Genomic DNA, 18,303 nt, shown 5'->3' on the forward strand with positions numbered 1-18,303 from the left:
CTGTAATCCCCACTATCTGGCGTTCATGGCAGCTGCCCAGTCACCTATCCCCATGTAGGAAGCTGCTCTTTGTATATATGAATCCGCAGCCGGTCCGTTCATCTGCTGGTAAAACTCAAATGCCAGCTTTCTGGAGCCGTCCTGCCTTGTAAGTCCCACTGAAAGACCGCCTGCAACCTCATCTGCAGAGTCTGTCTGACGATTAAATACTATCATATTTATATATTGATTGGTAGCGGCTCTTTGATATGCATAAACAATGGCTGCCGCCTGAGCCTCCTCTCCCTGAGTGGATGAATAGCCCACCTCCGTAAGAAGTATAGGACGCACTGCCCCCTTGGTATTCCTCATGCCGCTCTGGCACATGTAATCCGTCAGCTGCTCAATGTTCTCCATGGAAATATAGGGAGATGAGATATCATGCCTGATCATTGATGCCGCCTCCGAATCCTTGGGAGTCCAAAAGCTGGTCCAGGTCAGAGGATAGTTATAAGGGTGCTGGGCCAGGGCCCAGTCAAAGTTACCCTGAGCGCATATGCAGGCGTTCAGGGCTTCCAGAAAGCTCCTGGCTGAAAAGTAGGATGCGTTTTGTATATGAGTCCAGTTCTGATCTATGCTGCAGCATACGTTGGCATTGGCATTTCTGGTCTTGATGGCAGTGTAACAAACCCTGAGCTCATCGGCATAGAGCTGAGCATAGGTCATAAGGTCCGATACATCGGTGTGATTCCAGGCGTTCTTGGCGTTGATCTCATTTCCGATAACCCAGTTGTCCACCTGTCCGAAACCATTCTGTCCGTTATATCTGTAGGCAAGATAAGAAACCACAGCCTCAAGGTTCTCAAGGCCCTGATCCTCTGAGGTGTTCATCATATAATAGTTAGCCTTGCCCATACCGGGCCTTGAATATGGTGAGATCATAAACTCCTGCCCGGGCTTGTAGGGGTTAAGGAGCACCATGGTAACACCCATCCCCTGCTCGGTGCAGGTTCTGGCGCAGTGGTCATACTGGCTGAGGTAAGATGAATCGTAGTGATACACCTTGCCGTTGTATTCATAGATGACACCGCCGTTTCCGCCGATAACATCCTCAAGGTTGATATTGTAAGCAGCCTGCTGAACTCCAAGTGATGGAGCCTCGGTATTACCGTTGCCTATCTTGGCTCCGTCCAGGATAAGTCCCTTTTTGCCGTTACTTTTCCTCTGGGGAGAATAACCGCAAAGGACCTCCGGATTGGTTATATATCTGCTGCCGGTCACAGGGACAAATACGCCCCCCTGAAGCACCGCCACCTGAAACTTGTCATAGAGGTGGCAGGAAACAGTTTTCCTCTCAAGAGAAACAGAAAAAGTCCCATAGGTTCCCATGGGAAGCGAAGCAACAGGCGCACCTGCCGGGCCTGTCTGATATACCTTTTCCGCAAAAAGGTAAAACTTCCCGTCATCGCTGTCCGGAAGGTCCGATGCAGATACCGTAACATTCACTTTTTCTCCGGTTATGGTGGCCGAGCCTATGGCAACAGCCCCGGTTCCCGAAGCCTTGGCCTTAATGGGACACAGTAAAAATGCGCATAAAAAGGCCAGCAGCAGAATATTCTTTCTTGTCATATCAACCCCTCATAAATTGTATGATCAATAATCTACCTTCATAAGACAAAGTCCCTCAGGCCTTGCTGTAGGTCCTGACCTCTGTCTGTCACAGGCTTCCAGTATATCCTTCATCTCCTCCGGGGGAATATTGCCGTATCCCACCTCCAGAAGAGTCCCCGTCAGGATCCTCACCATATTCTGAAGGAAGCCGTTTCCGTGAAAATAGAACCTGATATAATTGCCGCTCTCTTCAATCTTGATATTGTCCACGCATCTGACGGTGGACTTTTTCATCTTGGAATTGCCGCAAAAACTCTTGAAATCGTGGGTTCCTATAAGAGCCTTGGCAGCCTCTCTCATCTTTTCCGCGTCCGGCTTCTTATCGATCACTGTCACATATTTTCTGTCAAAAACAGGCTTGGATGCCCCATACCAGCAGGTATAGCGGTATGTCTTGCCAATGGCATTGTATCTGGAGTGGAATCTGTCTGAGCAGGCCCTCACCTCATTTACACTGATGTCCTCCGGCAGATACCTGTTCATATATTCCTGAATCTCCCCTTCAGTCATATTGGTATCAAGGACACAGTTGGCAGTCATGGCTCTGGCATGGACCCCTGCGTCTGTTCTTCCGGCGCCTATAAGGTTGATATCCTGGGTTCCTGTCATTTTCTTAAGGACCTCTTCAAGCTTGCCCTGAATGGTCATGTCCTTGCCGGGCTGCCTCTCCCATCCGTAAAACCTGGTTCCGTCATAGCTTATAATAAATTTGTAATTTCGCATTTTCACATCTCTCAGCCTGTATTTGTATTTTCGAAACAATAAAAAAAGTATGGACACACAAAACAAGTGTATCCATACCATTATAACGTATATGTAACCCAAAAAGAACAGCTTATCCTACAAGTTTGTAGTGTATTCTCTCCGAAAAAGCCATAAGACCTGCAACTTTCAGAACATCCTCCGCCTCGATGGCGCTTTTAAACTGACTTTCCAGCACTGATATGAGCACGTCATCATGAAATGTAACCAGAAGATCCGTGGCCATGTCGTAATAGGGCTCTGTTATGTCACCCAGGCAGTCAAACAAAAAAGGAATTCCCATCATGTTTCTGGGCTGCTCCAGCATCTCCAGCATCCTGATGCAGTTGCATACATAGAAGGGATCTGTATAGGCCTTCAGATCAAAGATCCTATCAAAATTATCTATCTGTCCCTTTCTTACAGCCGCCGCTATCAGCTTAACAGACTCATCATCCAGAACCATGCTGTTAAGAGCCTTAAATGCATTGTCAGGCCGTGAGAGATTGTTAAGCTCAATTCGCAGCTGTCTCTCAGGGTCATAGGCCTTGAACTCAACATCCAGCATTGCCACTTCCCAGTCATATCGAAGCTGTCTCCAGTCAGCAGTAAGGAGCTTTTTCATGGCCTTTTCATATTCTTCGTACACCTTCTTCCAGGGGCCATATTCGCTGTCCTTCTGACTGTAATCATATTCAAGAGACACCAGAACATTGTGATATTTATCATTAAAAGGGGACTCATAACCCAGTTTTTCAAAAGCCAGAACACACTCCTGGTCATAAAGCCACACAGGAGGCTTACCTGTCCTATGGTTCTTATCCGGGTAAAAATATGTATGTCTTCCTTCTCTATAGGCATAAGGTCCAAAAAGTTCCTTGAGGGCAAGGCGCTCATTTTCCTCATCACTTCCGTATGAAACCCGAATTCTTCTTCCGTCGATAAAAGCAAAAAAGTCATCGGTAGCGGAATAAAATGCTATAAGATCCAGCGGATAATAGCGAAGAGCCAGGCATAGCCACTTCTCGCTGTCACTTATAAGTACGCTCTTGGCATACTCACCGTTCTGAAACCTGTAGAGATGAAAATCTTCGTTTTCCAGAAGCTCATCCACCGCCGAAAGGCCAAACAACTCTCCCCAATAGGGAATCCTGTCTGCTTTTTTATTATTGATACTTTGTACTATCCATGAATTTTTCATGGATAGTATTATACATATAAGAGCTAAAAAATCAAACTCACATTTTACTCAGCATTTGACACCGCATACAGATAATCTTCCATGCTTTCAAAGCTGTAGATATAGGCGCTGTCGGTTCCGTAGACAAGGTGATCGGAAAGTCTGAATATATCTGCGCTGCCGGGATTGCCAAGATCATAGTCCCTGGCGCTGACCAGAACAAAGAACCTTCCTTCAGGAAGAGACCTTGTATGCTCCGCATTCTGAAGCCACTGATACTCATTGTCCAGATCCTCAAGATGATCGATCTCTTTTACGGTATGCATGTCGATGCGGCCGTCTGTCAGAGCCATGATCACGTTACTGGACCAGAAAAGCGCAAAGCCGTCGGTGTAGTCCGTATCCTTGATCCACTCTATGGCATCTGTAATGGCATAGTCCTGATAGATATCCTCGGGATTGGGGTCAGCATAAACGGATACGCTGGCTGTAGCTACGCAAAGCCCCACAAAAAGCCCTATAACAGGCTCATAATGCCTTATGTAGCCGGACTCCTCATACTTGAACTCAATTCCGAAAATCAAAAGGAAATATGGTATAACCGGAAGCCAGTAGTAGGAATAATACTTGTTACTGCAGGATAAAACCACAGTTGTGATGAGAGTAAGGGTTCCCACATAAAGCAAAAACAGCTGAGTCATTTCTCCGTATCTGAACAGTCTCTTATAAACTCTTATGATACTTCCCACCAGCAGAACCAGCAGAATGAAATTAAGACAGTTTATTATTCCCTGCCAGCTGACAAAATGAACATTGGCATGCCATCCGAATAAGGTAAAGGCATCAGTCAGTGTATTTGCAATTGCATCAAATGAGAAGTTTCTCCAGGTCTCCCTGAACTGATCCTGGAAATTATACTTGTTACAGAGAACCTTTCTGTTTATAAAAAGTCCTATGCAGGAAAAAACAAAGGGTACCAGGGATGAAACAAACACTCTGTTGGCTGCTGCCGCAATTTTCCCTGACTTTGTCTTATTCTTGAAAATGTAGTAATGAGCATACAAAAGACCAAGAAGGCTGGCTGCAAAAAGAGGCGCATAGCAGATCATAAGAAGTCTTACTCCCCCAAGACCCGCAGCAAAGGATACCACCGCAAGAAGTCCCAGAAGCACCATAAGTACAGCCTTATTCTCTTTTTTATCCTCATCATCAGAAATGGCATCCACCACAGGCTTTACTGCTCTGAAGAACAGTCCCATGGAAAAGAATGCGATTATGAAATAGGTCACGTAGGACTGACCAAAGGTAACAATTCTCACATACCACTGTCCGAAGGGCCAGGTGAGTATACTTGCCGCAAAAAGGCCCTCTCTGTAAAGCCCTGCCCCCTTAGCCATAAACATAAAGGATGCTGCTATAAGTACAAGGAAGATCACTGCCGCAACAAGCCTTACCATGAGCCAGTTATCGGGCCAGATATGGAACAACAGCTTGTAAACCAGCTGGGTATGGATAACATGGAGCTCCGTTGAGTAAAACCAGTTCTGACTCATGATGCCCCCTTCGGCACTAAGGAGCTTGCCCAGGATCATGTCCGATGCGATATCGCTGTTTTCCATATAGAAGTCTTTTTTGTAGATCAGGAAAAGAGTAAACAGCCCTCCGATCACCATGAATATCCACAGTAATGTATCCTGAAGCTTTTCATTTTTTAATTTCTTAAGCATCTTTTTCGCCCACCTTCTGCTTTTTCTCTGATCTGATCAGCACTACCAACAGCACCAGTCCAAAAATACTGAGGATAAATCCGGCTAAAAGCCCCGGGGTGTGATATTCAAGTCTGATATCATGGCTTCCCTGAGGGAGCTTCAATGCCATAAACATGGTATTGGCCTTGGAAAGCTCAGTCTTTTTGCCATCCACATAGGCTTTCCATCCCTTGGAATAAGGAATAGTAAGGCACATAATGCCGTTATCCTCCATATCTATGGTTCCTGTGACCTTGTTGGTGGCATAGGAAATAGGATTCTTGTTAAGCTCAATATTCTCAAGCATATCCTGACTTAAGACTCTGACCTGATTCTCATAATTCACAAGAGGCTGGCAGTAGATCTTAAGATCATCAAAGGTATAAATTCCTCTCTCGGTGAAATGTATCACTATCTCATCCTTGGCCTGCTCTGCATAGCCCGTGTTCAGAAGATAGTCATGCCAGTCGCTGTAAAACTGATTCTTTTCAGTCTTATACCAGATAGGCTTGGTGGTTATCACATTTTCCTGTGAAATAGCCTGAACATCCATAAGAGGATAGTCGCTGGGTGAATCCACATAGAACTCATCAAGCCACAGATAGGTCTCGCAGTTCTCAAGGCCCTTAAACTTAATATGTATGGCAGAGCCCGCCTCGGCAGTCCACTTGCCATCCTCCAGGCTCACATCTCCCTCTCCGGAAATCTCAAAAGGGACAGACTGGAAGCTGTAGGAAATCTCAGCCTCGGGATATGAGGTATCATCCTTATCCAGAACTATTCCGTAAAGCAGGGCCTCCTGCCTCTCCACCGCCGTCATCTCTCGGTAATCCTTCTGAGGGATCACGTTGTAATATGCATATCCCAGAGAAAGAGGATTCATATTTTCAAAAATCGCGAAATTGTATCTGTCATGAAGATGAATGAAGCGGTAAGGCACATATCTCACTTCCTCATCCGTGTAAAATCTCAGTGAATAATAACGAACACCGGCCAGAGTATTGAGGATAGCTCTGTCATCAAGGGCAAAATAAGCAAAGTTCTGCTGATCGTTGTTACCCATTTCTTTGAAGTAGTCGGAAACAACTCCGTTGGCCAGACTCCAGTAAAACTGGGTTGAGGATATGCCCTCTATCAGTGAGGCATTCCAGACCAGATCTCTTCCTGTATATCTGTAGAAACTTCCCGGATCCTCTCCCTTGGTCTCCACGGCCTCTTTTACCGCCTGAACCTCGGTGCTCTCAAGAAGGATATGCATGCTGTCGGTAGTGACCTCATCAAAATACTCCTTGATCATATCTCCCTGCTCCGGAGAATAGCCGTAGTAACCGTTCACAGCTATTCCAAAAAGGGAAAGGGCCATGATAAGTACCTGGGCTGTACCTCTGGACAATCTGAGCACCAGGCTCTCTCTGCTACGGATAATACTGTTAAAAAGTCCCATTACCAGCACCACGGCTATACCTGCAGCCATGATCCCCAGCTGGGTCATGGCACTGTCGTAGCCTCTGTTATGGGTCACTCTTGCCAGCAGATAAAAGAGAACTGCCAGCACCACTGTACCTGCCATCTGGGGCCATTTTTCAGAAAAGAGATCATCCCAGGTCTCCACCAGCATAAAGGCTGCGCACAGGGCAAACACGAAGGTCCATCTGTTTATTACATAGGCAAAGGCTGTAAGGGCGTAGCCTGCAGCAGGAATGCACACAAAAAGCACCAGTATCACAAACATTATAAAGAGCTGAAGAGTTGCTTTTGCTCCTGTACACTCTTCTTTTTTTATCTTTTTTATCAAAAGAGTGATCACCCTGATGACAAGCATAAATACTGCAAGAAGGATGATTCCGTGGAAGCCTATCTGGGTGTCATAAAAACCATGATATACAAAGGAATAGAAATTCCTAACAAGCTGCTCGTAGTACTCTTTTCCATAGAAAAGCGAAAAGCTGATTCCCGTGTTGGTTCTGGGATTGGCCGGAAATGCGAAAATAACAGGAAGAAGGATCACCATGGCCATAAGGCTTCCTATGATTCCCGCAGTAAAGAACTTAACTATAAGTTCTCCCCACTTCTTCCACTGCAGCCCGTAAGTAAAGGCCGCTCTGACAATGACATACACAATTGTCAGGAGCACAATCATATAGAAGAAAAAGAAATTATTGCTTCCCGCAAGGAAAATCGAAACCGCAAAGAATACGGACTTATTTTCCCTGATGATCTTCTCTGCTCCGATGATGACCAGAGGCATGTAGATAAGTGGATTGGCGAAATAGGGATGCCAGATACCCAAAAACAAAAAGAAGGTACAAAAGCCGTAGGTAAACATTCCCGTCATTACGCCGATCTTGGATGCCTTCGGCCTTAAGTAAAAGCACAGAGCCGAAAAGGTAATACCGGCGATGAAGGGCCTCACCATCATGGCCACCTGAAAATATATGTAGATATACTCGTTTGGAACAAAAATAGCCGGCAGGTTCAGAATATCGCCGATGGCATAATACTGCAGGGTCGGATAGATATCAGTTCCATAGCCCATTCCGAAGGAAAAAGTCTGGATATTCAGGCTGTGGTCCTTTAAAACGTGGTAGATCACGCCCCTCATCCACTTGGCATAATAGGCAAGGGCCTTGATATGCTGTCTGAAGGCATCGGCTGAATTGATGAAGCTGACATTGTTAGCAAAGAAATAATAGAAAACCGCGTAGATCATCCCTGCAAAGATTGCCGTATACGCACCATAAAAGACAGCCGCTTTTACAGGACTGTCAAAAACATTTTTCTTATTCACTTAAACTACTCTCCCAAAATCTAATAATCTTAAAAAGCGCATAAAAACGCACATTGATAGTATACCATAAGTTTCTAAAAAAATTTTTTGAAAAAAATTTATCTTACCTGCAACATTTTTTATCAGCCGTTTGTATATAGGGTAGAACGGCAAAAAACAAACAAATAATCAGCCGTCTTTTGGAGGGAACATTATGAAAAGGTATATTAAAGGATTATCACTTCTTACAAGTATCACAATCATGGCAGCATCACTTACAGGCTGCGGCGGCATTAAGCAGAAGGCCGCCACAGAAGCCGAGTATCCGGCATATGAAACCGGGGCTGCACAGGCTCCCTATGAAGCTTCTCCTTCACCTTCTTACAATTATACTGATGCTGCGGAATGTGAAGCATGCCCGGAAACTTCCGATTCAGCCTATTCTCCAACTTACTCAAAGAGCGCAAACAGGGATGCAAAAACTGATGACAGCTATCGCAGAGGCGATGACAGCTATGCCAACTTAGACAGACAGGAAACCTATGAAAAGCCCGAAGAAACAGGATTTTTCTTAACTGAAGCACAGCCTCTTTCAACCTTTGCAGCAGATGTGGATACAGCATCCTATGCCAATGTCCGCAGAATGATAGAGTCAGGCTACAAGCTTCACAATATAAATGGCGATGCGGTTCGTGAAGAGGAGTTCCTCAACTACTTCTCCTATGACCTGGTTGCCCCAAAGAGAGGTCAGAAGTTTGGCGTAACCGCAGAGGTTTCAACCTGCCCCTGGAACCAGGATCACGAGCTTCTTTTTGTGGGAATCAGAGCCGAGGATGACTTTGCGGAGGAAATGCCCGACAGCAACCTGGTTTTCCTTATTGATGTATCAGGTTCCATGAACAGCTCAGACAAGCTTGATCTTCTCAAGGATTCAATGCTTGACCTTGTTGATAATCTTCCGGAAAAAAGCACAATCTCCATCGTGACCTATGCAAGTAACGAGGAGCTCATTCTTGACGGTGTGGGAATCCAGGATAAAAAGAAGATCAAGCAGGCCATCAAGAGTCTCTACGCCCATGGCGCCACAGCAGGTCAGCGCGGAATGCAGATGGCTTATGAGGTTGCAAAGGAGAACTTTATCGAAGGCGGAAACAACCGTATCATCATGGCTACAGACGGGGACCTCAATGTAGGAATCTCAGATCCTGACGAGCTTGAAAGATTTATCGAAGAGAAAAAGAACGATGGCATCTACCTCTCAGTTCTCGGCTTCGGCACAGGTAATTACAAGGATGCAAGCCTTGAGAGACTTGCTGACTGCGGTAACGGCAACTACTCCTACATCGATTCCAAGCTTGAAGGTCACAAGGTTCTTGTGGAAGAGATGAGCTCAACTCTTGTCGCCGTTGCAAAGGATGTTAAGTTCCAGATGGAGTTCAATCCTGCCAAGGTCAATGCTTACAGACTTATAGGTTATCAGAACAGAACCCTGGCTGCCACAGACTTTGCAGATGATACCAAGGACGGCGGCGAGCTTGGCTCAGGCCACACCGTTGTTGCTCTTTACGAGATCATTCCCGCAGGCTCAGAGGCTGCTGTAAGCCTTAGATACCAGGGAAGCAATACAGAGGCAGATCCTTCTTCCGATTATGGCACACTGGCCCTTAGATACAAGGAGCCCGATGAGGACAAGTCACAGCTTGAAGAGTATGTTATCGGCAGCAAGCTCTACAGCGAAAAGCCCAGCGACAGCTTCCTGTTTGCAAGTTCAGTTGTTGAGTTCGCCATGATTCTGGAGGACAGCGATCACAAGGGAACAGCTACTCTCGACGGAATCCTTAAGACACTGAAGGAAATCGATGACACAGATGATTATAAAGATGAGTTCAGATATCTTGTAAAAAGGGTCTCCAAAGACGCTTGATATAAAAACCCCCACTAAAATAGGGACGGTTCATAAGAACCGTCCCTATTGCATTGTCATTTTATTCTCCGGATGCTTCAGGAGCAGGGCCGTCATCATTTGATTCAGGCTCAGGTTTTACCGCATCCAGTACTTCCTGGTTGTTGTCCTGATTGGGCTGCTCTTCAGGTGAAGGCTCCGGTTCCGATTCTGAAATGATCAGTCCCGGCGGCGTGTAATCTTCCTGAGGCGCAGGTTCCGGTTCGGGGGTAACTTCAGGCTCCGGTGCCGGAGTTTCTTCAGGAGCTGTCACCTCTTCTGCGGGAGGCTGGGGCTGCTCAGGCTGCTGAGGTTCCGGTTCTGGCTCAGGATCTGAATCCTCTGCAGGGAATTCCGCAGTTTCTTCCGGATCTGTTTCCTCAGGCTCTGTTTCTTCGGATGAACTCTCAGAAGCAGATTCTTCCGTCTCATCCGACTTTTCCTTCTTATTCTTATCACCCTTGGAGGGCTTTTCTTCAGACTTATTATCCTCAGAATTATCGGAAGGCTTATCTACGCTGCCCCCCTGAGATGAGCTGTCCTGATTCTCGGATACATTCTCATCTGTGGAAGGAGTTGTGGTGTTTGGCGCCTTATTTTCAGCTGCAGGTTTTGCTGCTGCATCTTCGCCTTCATCCTGTGTAGTCTCTTCTTCCGAAGTGCTTCCACCGGAGTTTACATCGCTTTTTCCACCGGATTCAAGGGCAGTCTTTACATCCGCTGTAGAAGCCTCGATCTCGTCCTCTAATACATAGGCCTTCTGCTTTCCTTTTTTCAGACTCTTATTCAGCTGATATTCATCAGTGCTGGTAAAATCCAAAAGGATGGATCCGTTTACTGTGCCTTTTTCATCGCTGTTTGCGGCAAAATAGTTTAATAGTTTGGCACAAAAGTCTGCGGATGAACCGTTGTCACAATCCTCCTGATCCTTGGAGGTCATGAACTTATTCATAAAATCATCAGTGTTTGAATAGTAATTATAATCTCTCTTCTCCTTATCGGTAATCTTCTGGGATATCTCACCGATAAGCTTATCCAGGCTGTATCCGTCGTGAAGATTCTCAAGAATATGATTCATTCCGCTGACGATGACTTTGCTGTCGATGGTATAGGTATCATTCTTTTTATTGGTCTTTATGGCATCTTTATCGTCATATGCCTTTGCAGCAAGATAGCTCAGATAAACCGTGGCCAGGTATCCGCTGGAGTACATCGCCATCTCATTTCCGCCATCGGCATTGGCCAGCTGCATCTGAGAATTAGACGAATAACTCTGAACCATTGAATCTACGGAATATGTATCACTGCCTGCATCATAACCATATTTTGAAATGAAATCATTATTGCGGTACTGATAAGGGTTATCAACAGCTGTCGCGATTCCCTCAGTGAACCACTTGGGATACTTAAGACTATCATTTTCCACATAGGTCTTGGTATCTTCATCATACTCGATGCCTGTCATTCCGGTTCTGGTGTAATCCAGCATGTGGGCATGCATGAGCTCGTGGACCATGGTGTTATCAAGAAGTGAATATGCATCAGAACCATCCCCGGTCTCAGTACTGAAGACATAGGTTCCGGTATTTGTATCAAGTTTATAAAAATAACTGGCATCAACAACGAGTCTGTATTCTATTCCGCCATTCCCGTCATGTTCCCACTCCAGCTTGGCTATTGCACCGTTTTCTTGTTCTTCATTCGTGCCTGTGTCTGGTTCAGTATCAGTACTTGTTCCGCTCTGCCCGGACTTGGTGAATGTAACATATAATCCGAGATTTTCTCCCAGCTGCTTTCCTTCTTTGACAGCATCTTTATATGCAGGGAATTTCTGCTCCAAAAGAGCTACCGCCTCAGGCTCAACAACGTTTTTGATGAATTTGATAAACCAGGCAAGCTCGTCGCTCTGATCGGGTATGCCTGCCTCCTCATTTCCACTGAAGACTGTCTCGGCATCTCCTTTTGCATGAACCGTAACGAGCTCTTCCTTCTCTTTATCACTGATCTTTGGTCTGGAGGTGTAGTCATTTGCCCCTTTTTTCTTTCCTCCGCCGCCCTTGTTGCCACCGGCCTGCTGTTCCTCGGGAACATAGGGCTTGCCTGCATCTTCAGAGGGCTTATACTCATACTCCACCTCTTCATCATAGGCATAGTACTGAGGAGTAGGCTTGGCCTCCACCTTGTTTTTGCCCGGAAGAAGGGGTGTGATGTAGGTGACACCGCTGGATGGATTAGAGAGGGTTGCAACTCCGGTCTTCGCCATCAGGTCAGTCACAAAATCAGGAAGCCATATGTCATAGCTGACATTGCTGCCCTGGGCCATGGCATAACCCTCAGGAAGATAGAATGCTATAAGGGGATAGCATTTAACCACTCCTTCTATCTCCAAAGCAACCTTCAGAAGATTTCCGTTCTGATCAACCCAGATAACGGGAACTTCCCAGCTCATTCCGCTGTCTGCGGTAACCGTTGCGGAAGTATCAAGGATCTGGCCGTGTACAGGTCTGTCCAGGTTGGTCACCTTAAAGCCCTTTACATAGATTATCCTGCCGTTGGCCAGGGTCTTAAAGTAGTCCTTTCCCTGCCTTGCAGCCTTCTGCACCGCTGTACTGGTGATGGCGTTGGCAATTTTCGCCGCATTGGCGCCATCCAGGTTAGCTGCCCTGGCGGATATCGCATGCATATTGGCGCAAAGAAGCAATGCGCTCATGGTCAAACTAATGAATCTCAGCCATTTCTTCATATTTCGTTCCCTCTTAACGGTTGAAATCAGAAATAAAAATTCACTTTTTTGCACAAAAAAACATTCTACACCAATCAGTATATCGTCATTATTTGTTCTAAATATAACCTTTTCCTTAAAATAAAATGAAAAAAAGTACCGGACATCTGTCCGGTACTAAAATAATTCAAAATATTAAAAAATCTCTCTGGCGCCCTTTTTCATCTTGTACATCTGCTCGTCAGCAATGGCGATGATCTCGTCCAGGTTGAGCTCCTCTGTAAGAACAGTGGAATAGGTTCCGTAGCTGGCTGCCACATTGTATCCCAGGCGCCTGCTGTCTATCTCCAGATGTTCCTTCATCTTGTTGATAAGACTGGCCACATTCCTGTCCCCGGGAACAAGAGCGATCATCTCGTCGCCGCCGAATCTTACAAGCAACGCTTCCTCAGGGCATTCAGCTCTGAAGGCCTTGGCCACCGTGGCTATGGCTCTGTCGCCGGCCGCGTGTCCGTGATTATCATTGATGGACTTAAGTCCGTTCAGATCTGCCATGATAATATTCAGTGTCTTTCCTTTGTTCTGAGGCTTACTCTTAAATTCCTCATATTTGGCAAGGAAAGCAACTCTGTTATAAAGTCCCGTAAGAGCATCATTCTGATACATCTTCTGAATCTTGTCCTTAAGGAACCGCTGATAACGAATTGTGATAAATCCGCCAAAGCCCATACACAGGCAATTGGTGACACTGGGTGTCTTGGAATAATCGATAAGATCATATCTGTCAAAGGTATAGCACACAAAGCCTATAGCCTTTCCCATGTATTCAAGTGCATTGAAAATGAGCGGATATCCCTTATCCAGGGCCTCCTTGAGATTGGGGATCACCTGCTCCTTGTTATAGGCTACAATCCCATCGGAATCGCTATAGCTGTTATAAATCACGCTCATGCGGGAGTTATCTATATCCTCAAGGAAATAATCCTTCTCGATCTCAAAACATGCATCCTTGACCACACAGCACATATTGTCATCAAGATTATCTCTTATGAGCTTGGTACATTCAAAAAGATTCTCACAGGCCATGATCTTGGATGTGAGCACATGCATCACATGAATATCATCCTGATGATGATAAAATCTGTTATTCAGGCTGTGCACCACCGAAACGGTTCCGAGGCTTCTTCTCTCACAGCCGCAGGACTCATTGGAAACAAAGGATGGCACGATCCACTTCTCCACATCCTTATTTCCGGCGAGAACCTCCATAACGGCCTCGTCAACAGCCTTGGCAAGATCCAGGCTGTCACACATGGCAGTGGTCATGCCGGGCTTTGACAAAAATGCCTCATCAATTCCATCAAAACCGGATATTATTACATCCTCCGGGGTCCTCACTCCTGCTGCAGAAAAAACATCGCAGATATTGATGGCCATGATGTCATTGGCGCAGATAACTGCATCCGGAAGCTCTTCTCTCTTAAGGAGCTCCTTCGCAACCTTCCTTGCAGGATCCGACCAGAAATCTCCATAGCTGAGCATGCTGTCGTCGAAGGCGATACCATTCTCGGCTATTACCTTCTTGAATACATCTATTCTCTCATTGGAGAACTCACTGTGCTTCTTGCCGGCCACAAAATGCGGTCTCTTTGCGCCGTGGTATTCTATGATATGTCTCACCACAGCCTCAAAGCCCTTGGCGTAATCAAACTTCACCCGGGCCACATTATCAAAATCGCCGTCCACCACAATACAAGGCACGTTGTACTCTGTGGCACGGTCAATAATATGCTGTATTACTTCTCTCTTCTTGATCTTCTCAGCCATAATGATAACAACATCAGTCTTATCATACTGGATCAGATCATACACTGAGGATTCGGCCTGATAGTCCCCACTATTGCCGATCTCAGAGTTCATGGCATAAAGAAACAACCTGCAGTTCTGTTCCTTAAGCATTTCGTTAAGGTTAGTAACGCTGTCAAAAAACTGAGGATCATAAATCCTATAGGCGCATAGCGCTACAATTCTCTTCCCATCTATCATCGTAAATCTCCCCAATATTACGAATCATAACTCATTCATATATTTTATCACAAGAAACAGCTATTTTCTTACTAGAATTTGCAAACTTTATAGTAAATATTTCACCTTCAGACTCTCATAGGCATCCTGCATCATCTTAAAGGTCTCCTCATCACCGCTTGCCCCATCGGGATGAAAGGTCTTGCACAGATTTTTGTATCTGGCGTTAAGGGTCTCAAGATCATTACATCCATGGAAGAACATCAACCCGTCCTCCGTGCCTTTCTCTGTGCCATTCTCTGTGCCCGTTTCCTTATGAGTTCCTGTTCCGTTTTTTACACAAAGAAAAGCATTCCTGAGCTCATCCTCGGAGTTGATCACGGTCCACTCAGCTCTAACTTTCTCATCCAGAAGTACAGGTTCTCCGTTTTCTGACAGGCCCACAACGTTATAGGCTGAGTTCCATCTTCCGGTATAGGCATAAATAACCTGGCTGTGGACTCCATTGGTCCTAAAGAGCATCGGCACCGACCTGTTGATCTCACCGTAGTAATATCTATAAGGTCTCTGGCCCTTATCCACCTTGGAATCTGCCATTGCAGCTATCTTTTTGTCCCGTTCTTCCGCAGGCTCGTTAAGCACTTCATCCAGAGCATCGATTATCTTCTGAGCGTACTTATCATCATAGTCCGGGAAGCCGTCATCATAGCCGGGCTCCATCATCTTCTGTAAAAAGACTCCGAAGTCATCAGTAAAGGTCTTCTCCATGTTGGCGTTGTTGGTCACTCTCCAGCAGCCAAGCTTTAGCTCATCAAGAGGGTCCACCGGAATATTCCAGTTGACGGTTCCGTTCCCTGCAAGGCTGACAAAGTTGAAAAAGAAGGGCTCAAAATCAAGCCTTTCACTGAGGTAATGCTGAAGGGCCGCAATATGCTCATTATTCTGAAGAAGCGGATTATATATCTTACACTTTTCCCCGTTGTAAGCTTCAAAATCCCAATAATCCTCAGAGAGGCTCTTCATATTGAACACACCGCTTCTGTTCTTGGCCTCTATTACATATACCATTGATCCGAAGATCACAAGGGCGTCTATCTCCTGGAAAGAGCCGTTTTCTTCGGGAATAAGCAGGTCAAAAAAGATATAGGTTCTGAAATTCTTAAAGCTGGCTCTGGCCTTCTGATATCCCACTTCCACCAGATACTTGCCGGTCTTTTCCACATCTGCGGCCACTTCTTCATAGGGATAGTTATTGCGCTGATAATAAAGTGAGCTATAGTAGTTGTAGATAAGAGTCTCAGGGTTGACGTTTCTGTTAGGATTATTGGCCCCTGCAACATTCTTGGCTATGGCACCGATAAAAGTCTGAGGGCGGGTATATTTTCCGATGATCGGAACTCCGCAGGCAGGGCATGTATTTCTTAATGCCCTGTCAGCAGCAGCCCTGTCTATATAGCTGCCGCAGCCTATGCAATAATATCCCGGTTCCCCGAAGACTTTCATTGCTGAAGATCTTGTCAGCATCTGAAGCTGATTCACCGTTTTTTGTTTGGAAAAATAATTATTTCTACTGTCTACTTTCAGTGCGGTAGGTTTTCCGCATTTAAGACAGAAATTAGCAGTGTCGCTTACCTGGGCGCCACAGTGAATACAATACATTGCTCTCCTCCAAAAATAACTTTCCACTCATATTACAATATAAGACCTTTGTTATCAAGCAAGACCTAGGCAAAGTAAAGAGCCGGCTCCCTTACGGAAACCGGCTCTCCTGATATTATTTTTTTATTATGATCAGAACTTGAATTTATTAACCTCGTCGTCAAGCTGCTGGGCAATCTGTGCGTTTTCGTTGGCAACGATCTTGTTGGATTTCATGTTGTCGGACATTTCCGCAACCGCACCGGCTACATCCTCGATGCCTCTTGCGCTTTCGTCAACTGCTGTTGTTACATCATCCATGGCCTGGGATACGAAGTTCATGGAGCTCTCTATGGTCTGGGAAGCCTTCTCAACATTCCTAAGCATCTCAGAAATTTTCTGAGCATCTTCCTGGTATTGAACACCGGTATCCATAAGCTGATGATATCCGCCGATGGTCTTCTCTCTTACAAACTCAACCATCTTGGTGGCTTCGTCTGCGAGACCTCTTACGTTGCCGATAACCTCCTCTGAAATAACCTGGATCTTCTTGGCTGTTTCTGCTGAGTTGGTGGCAAGTCCGCTGATCTCTTCAGCAACTACTGCAAAGCCTTTGCCATGTTCACCGGCTCTGGCAGCCTCAATGCTGGCATTAAGTGACAAAAGATTGGTCTGGGATGCTATCTCAAGAATTGTCTGGGTAAGTCCGCTGATGCCCTCAACAGCCTTGGACTTCTCAATCTTTTCATTAAGACTGTCAGTCATCTCATCCGCTGCACGTCGTGCCTCTTCTGTCTCGCTCTCAGCATGCTTTCTCATTTCCATAGCACGCCCTTCCATCTCGCCTGCATAATTTGTTCCGGTCTGAACACTGGTAAACATTTCCTGAACTTCGTCTTTTACCTTGTTGGTGGACTCCTGAACCTGGGCAAGAGAAGCACTGGTCTCTTCCATGGCTGCGCTCATCTCTTCCATGGTGGCGGATACACCGCTTAACTGATCGTTGGTCTTAACCGTGGTCTCCAGAGCTGTTTCAACTGAGCCTGACAGGTTGTTTGAGCTTTCTGAAATGGAGCTTACTACACTTCTGATATGCTCCAGCAGGTTATTGATATTGGATGCGATATCCGAAACCTCATCATTTCCCTTAACCTCGATATGCTGGGTAAGGTCTCCGTCGTGACTTACCAGATCATAGATCTTCTTATCTACCGCTTCAAGACCGTACGCAATACCGTTTCCGAGAATAATAGAAAGGACAGCTGCCACAACAGACAAAACAGCTGCGATGATCAGAATTCTCTCAATAATAGCCTTTAATGCTTTTGTAAGGTCATCTACTATATAATCGATGCCCAGAAGACCTGTCTGCTTGCCCTCTTTATTATAAATAGGTGCATAAGCAGTTATAAAACTGTTTCCTGAAGCATTCTTTTCAACTATTCCGGTAACATAGCCTCCCTGAGAAAATGCCTTGGCGATGTCATCGGCATAAGCAGCTTCAACAGGTGTTCCGATGGCTATTCCGGCGGACTCCGGTGCACAGAGGTAAACATTCTGTCCGCCTCTCTCACCGATAGCATAAATTCCGCAGATATGAGCAGATTCCTCCACGGTCTTCATCTCTTCCCTCATGACAGTATTGGCATAACTGCTGTCTGCGCCGGCCTCTAAAAGTCCCAGAAGATTTCCGTTCATCTCATAGGCCGCCACCTTAACCAGGGCAAGAGTATCTTCGGATGCGCTTTTTACATAGCTTGCATGAATATAATTGTATATGATAAGTCCCATTACCACGCAGGTAATGATGTTTATAAAAATACTGCCCAGAACTATCTTCATTTTTATACTGAATCTGGCGCCTCTTTTCTCTTTCATGTCAGGTCCTCC

10 protein-coding genes are annotated in these 18,303 nt (G+C 45.7%); 1 reads left to right on the top strand and 9 read right to left on the bottom strand.

All coding sequences use genetic code 11. The features are described from left to right. Positions 1 to 12 precede the first annotated feature (12 nt). From T359_RS0103695 to T359_RS0103715, 5 genes are all read right to left on the bottom strand, one after another. Entirely contained in the window at positions 13 to 1,608 is a 1,596-nt protein-coding gene (locus T359_RS0103695) for a DUF5722 domain-containing protein (RefSeq protein ID WP_026516306.1), read from the bottom strand. Between the two features lie 24 nt (positions 1,609 to 1,632). Then, a complete protein-coding gene (gene truA, locus T359_RS0103700; RefSeq protein ID WP_026516307.1) occupies positions 1,633 to 2,373 on the bottom strand; it encodes a tRNA pseudouridine(38-40) synthase TruA in 741 nt (246 codons plus the stop codon). Between the two features lie 112 nt (positions 2,374 to 2,485). Continuing rightward, the gene (locus T359_RS0103705; RefSeq protein ID WP_155839982.1) at positions 2,486 to 3,592 is read right to left on the bottom strand and encodes a hypothetical protein; all 1,107 of its coding nucleotides are present in this window, start codon (positions 3,590 to 3,592) and stop codon (positions 2,486 to 2,488) included. A gap of 44 nt (positions 3,593 to 3,636) precedes the next feature. Beyond that, the gene (locus tag T359_RS0103710; RefSeq protein ID WP_026516309.1) at positions 3,637 to 5,298 is read right to left on the bottom strand and encodes a hypothetical protein; all 1,662 of its coding nucleotides are present in this window, start codon (positions 5,296 to 5,298) and stop codon (positions 3,637 to 3,639) included. Then, a complete protein-coding gene (locus tag T359_RS0103715) occupies positions 5,291 to 8,107 on the bottom strand; it encodes a YfhO family protein (protein ID WP_026516310.1) in 2,817 nt (938 codons plus the stop codon). The genes T359_RS0103710 and T359_RS0103715 overlap by 8 nt, the downstream gene beginning before the upstream one ends. A gap of 193 nt (positions 8,108 to 8,300) precedes the next feature. On the opposite strand from T359_RS0103715, the gene T359_RS0103720 reads away from it, so the two are divergent. After that, the gene (locus tag T359_RS0103720) at positions 8,301 to 10,010 is read left to right on the top strand and encodes a vWA domain-containing protein (RefSeq protein ID WP_026516311.1); all 1,710 of its coding nucleotides are present in this window, start codon (positions 8,301 to 8,303) and stop codon (positions 10,008 to 10,010) included. 61 nt (positions 10,011 to 10,071) lie between these two features. Here the strand turns inward: T359_RS0103720 and T359_RS21265 are convergent, their stop codons facing one another. The 4 genes from T359_RS21265 to T359_RS0103740 all read right to left on the bottom strand — a co-directional run bounded on the left by T359_RS21265 (position 10,072) and on the right by T359_RS0103740 (position 18,291). Beyond that, positions 10,072 to 12,771 (bottom strand): hypothetical protein, encoded by a 2,700-nt coding sequence (locus T359_RS21265; RefSeq protein WP_026516312.1) that lies wholly within the window; start codon positions 12,769 to 12,771, stop codon positions 10,072 to 10,074. Between the two features lie 174 nt (positions 12,772 to 12,945). Next, positions 12,946 to 14,796 carry a diguanylate cyclase gene (locus T359_RS0103730; protein WP_026516313.1) on the bottom strand — a complete coding sequence of 617 codons (1,851 nt, stop codon included), beginning with the start codon at positions 14,794 to 14,796 and terminating at the stop codon, positions 12,946 to 12,948. Between the two features lie 87 nt (positions 14,797 to 14,883). Beyond that, positions 14,884 to 16,434, bottom strand: coding sequence for an NERD domain-containing protein (locus tag T359_RS0103735; protein ID WP_026516314.1), 1,551 nt, complete (start codon positions 16,432 to 16,434; stop codon positions 14,884 to 14,886). 132 nt (positions 16,435 to 16,566) lie between these two features. Continuing rightward, positions 16,567 to 18,291 (bottom strand): methyl-accepting chemotaxis protein, encoded by a 1,725-nt coding sequence (locus tag T359_RS0103740; RefSeq protein WP_026516315.1) that lies wholly within the window; start codon positions 18,289 to 18,291, stop codon positions 16,567 to 16,569. Between the last annotated feature and the right edge of the window lie 12 nt (positions 18,292 to 18,303).

This window comes from Butyrivibrio sp. MC2021, from assembly GCF_000621605.1.
Taxonomy (GTDB): Bacteria; Bacillota; Clostridia; order Lachnospirales; family Lachnospiraceae; genus Butyrivibrio.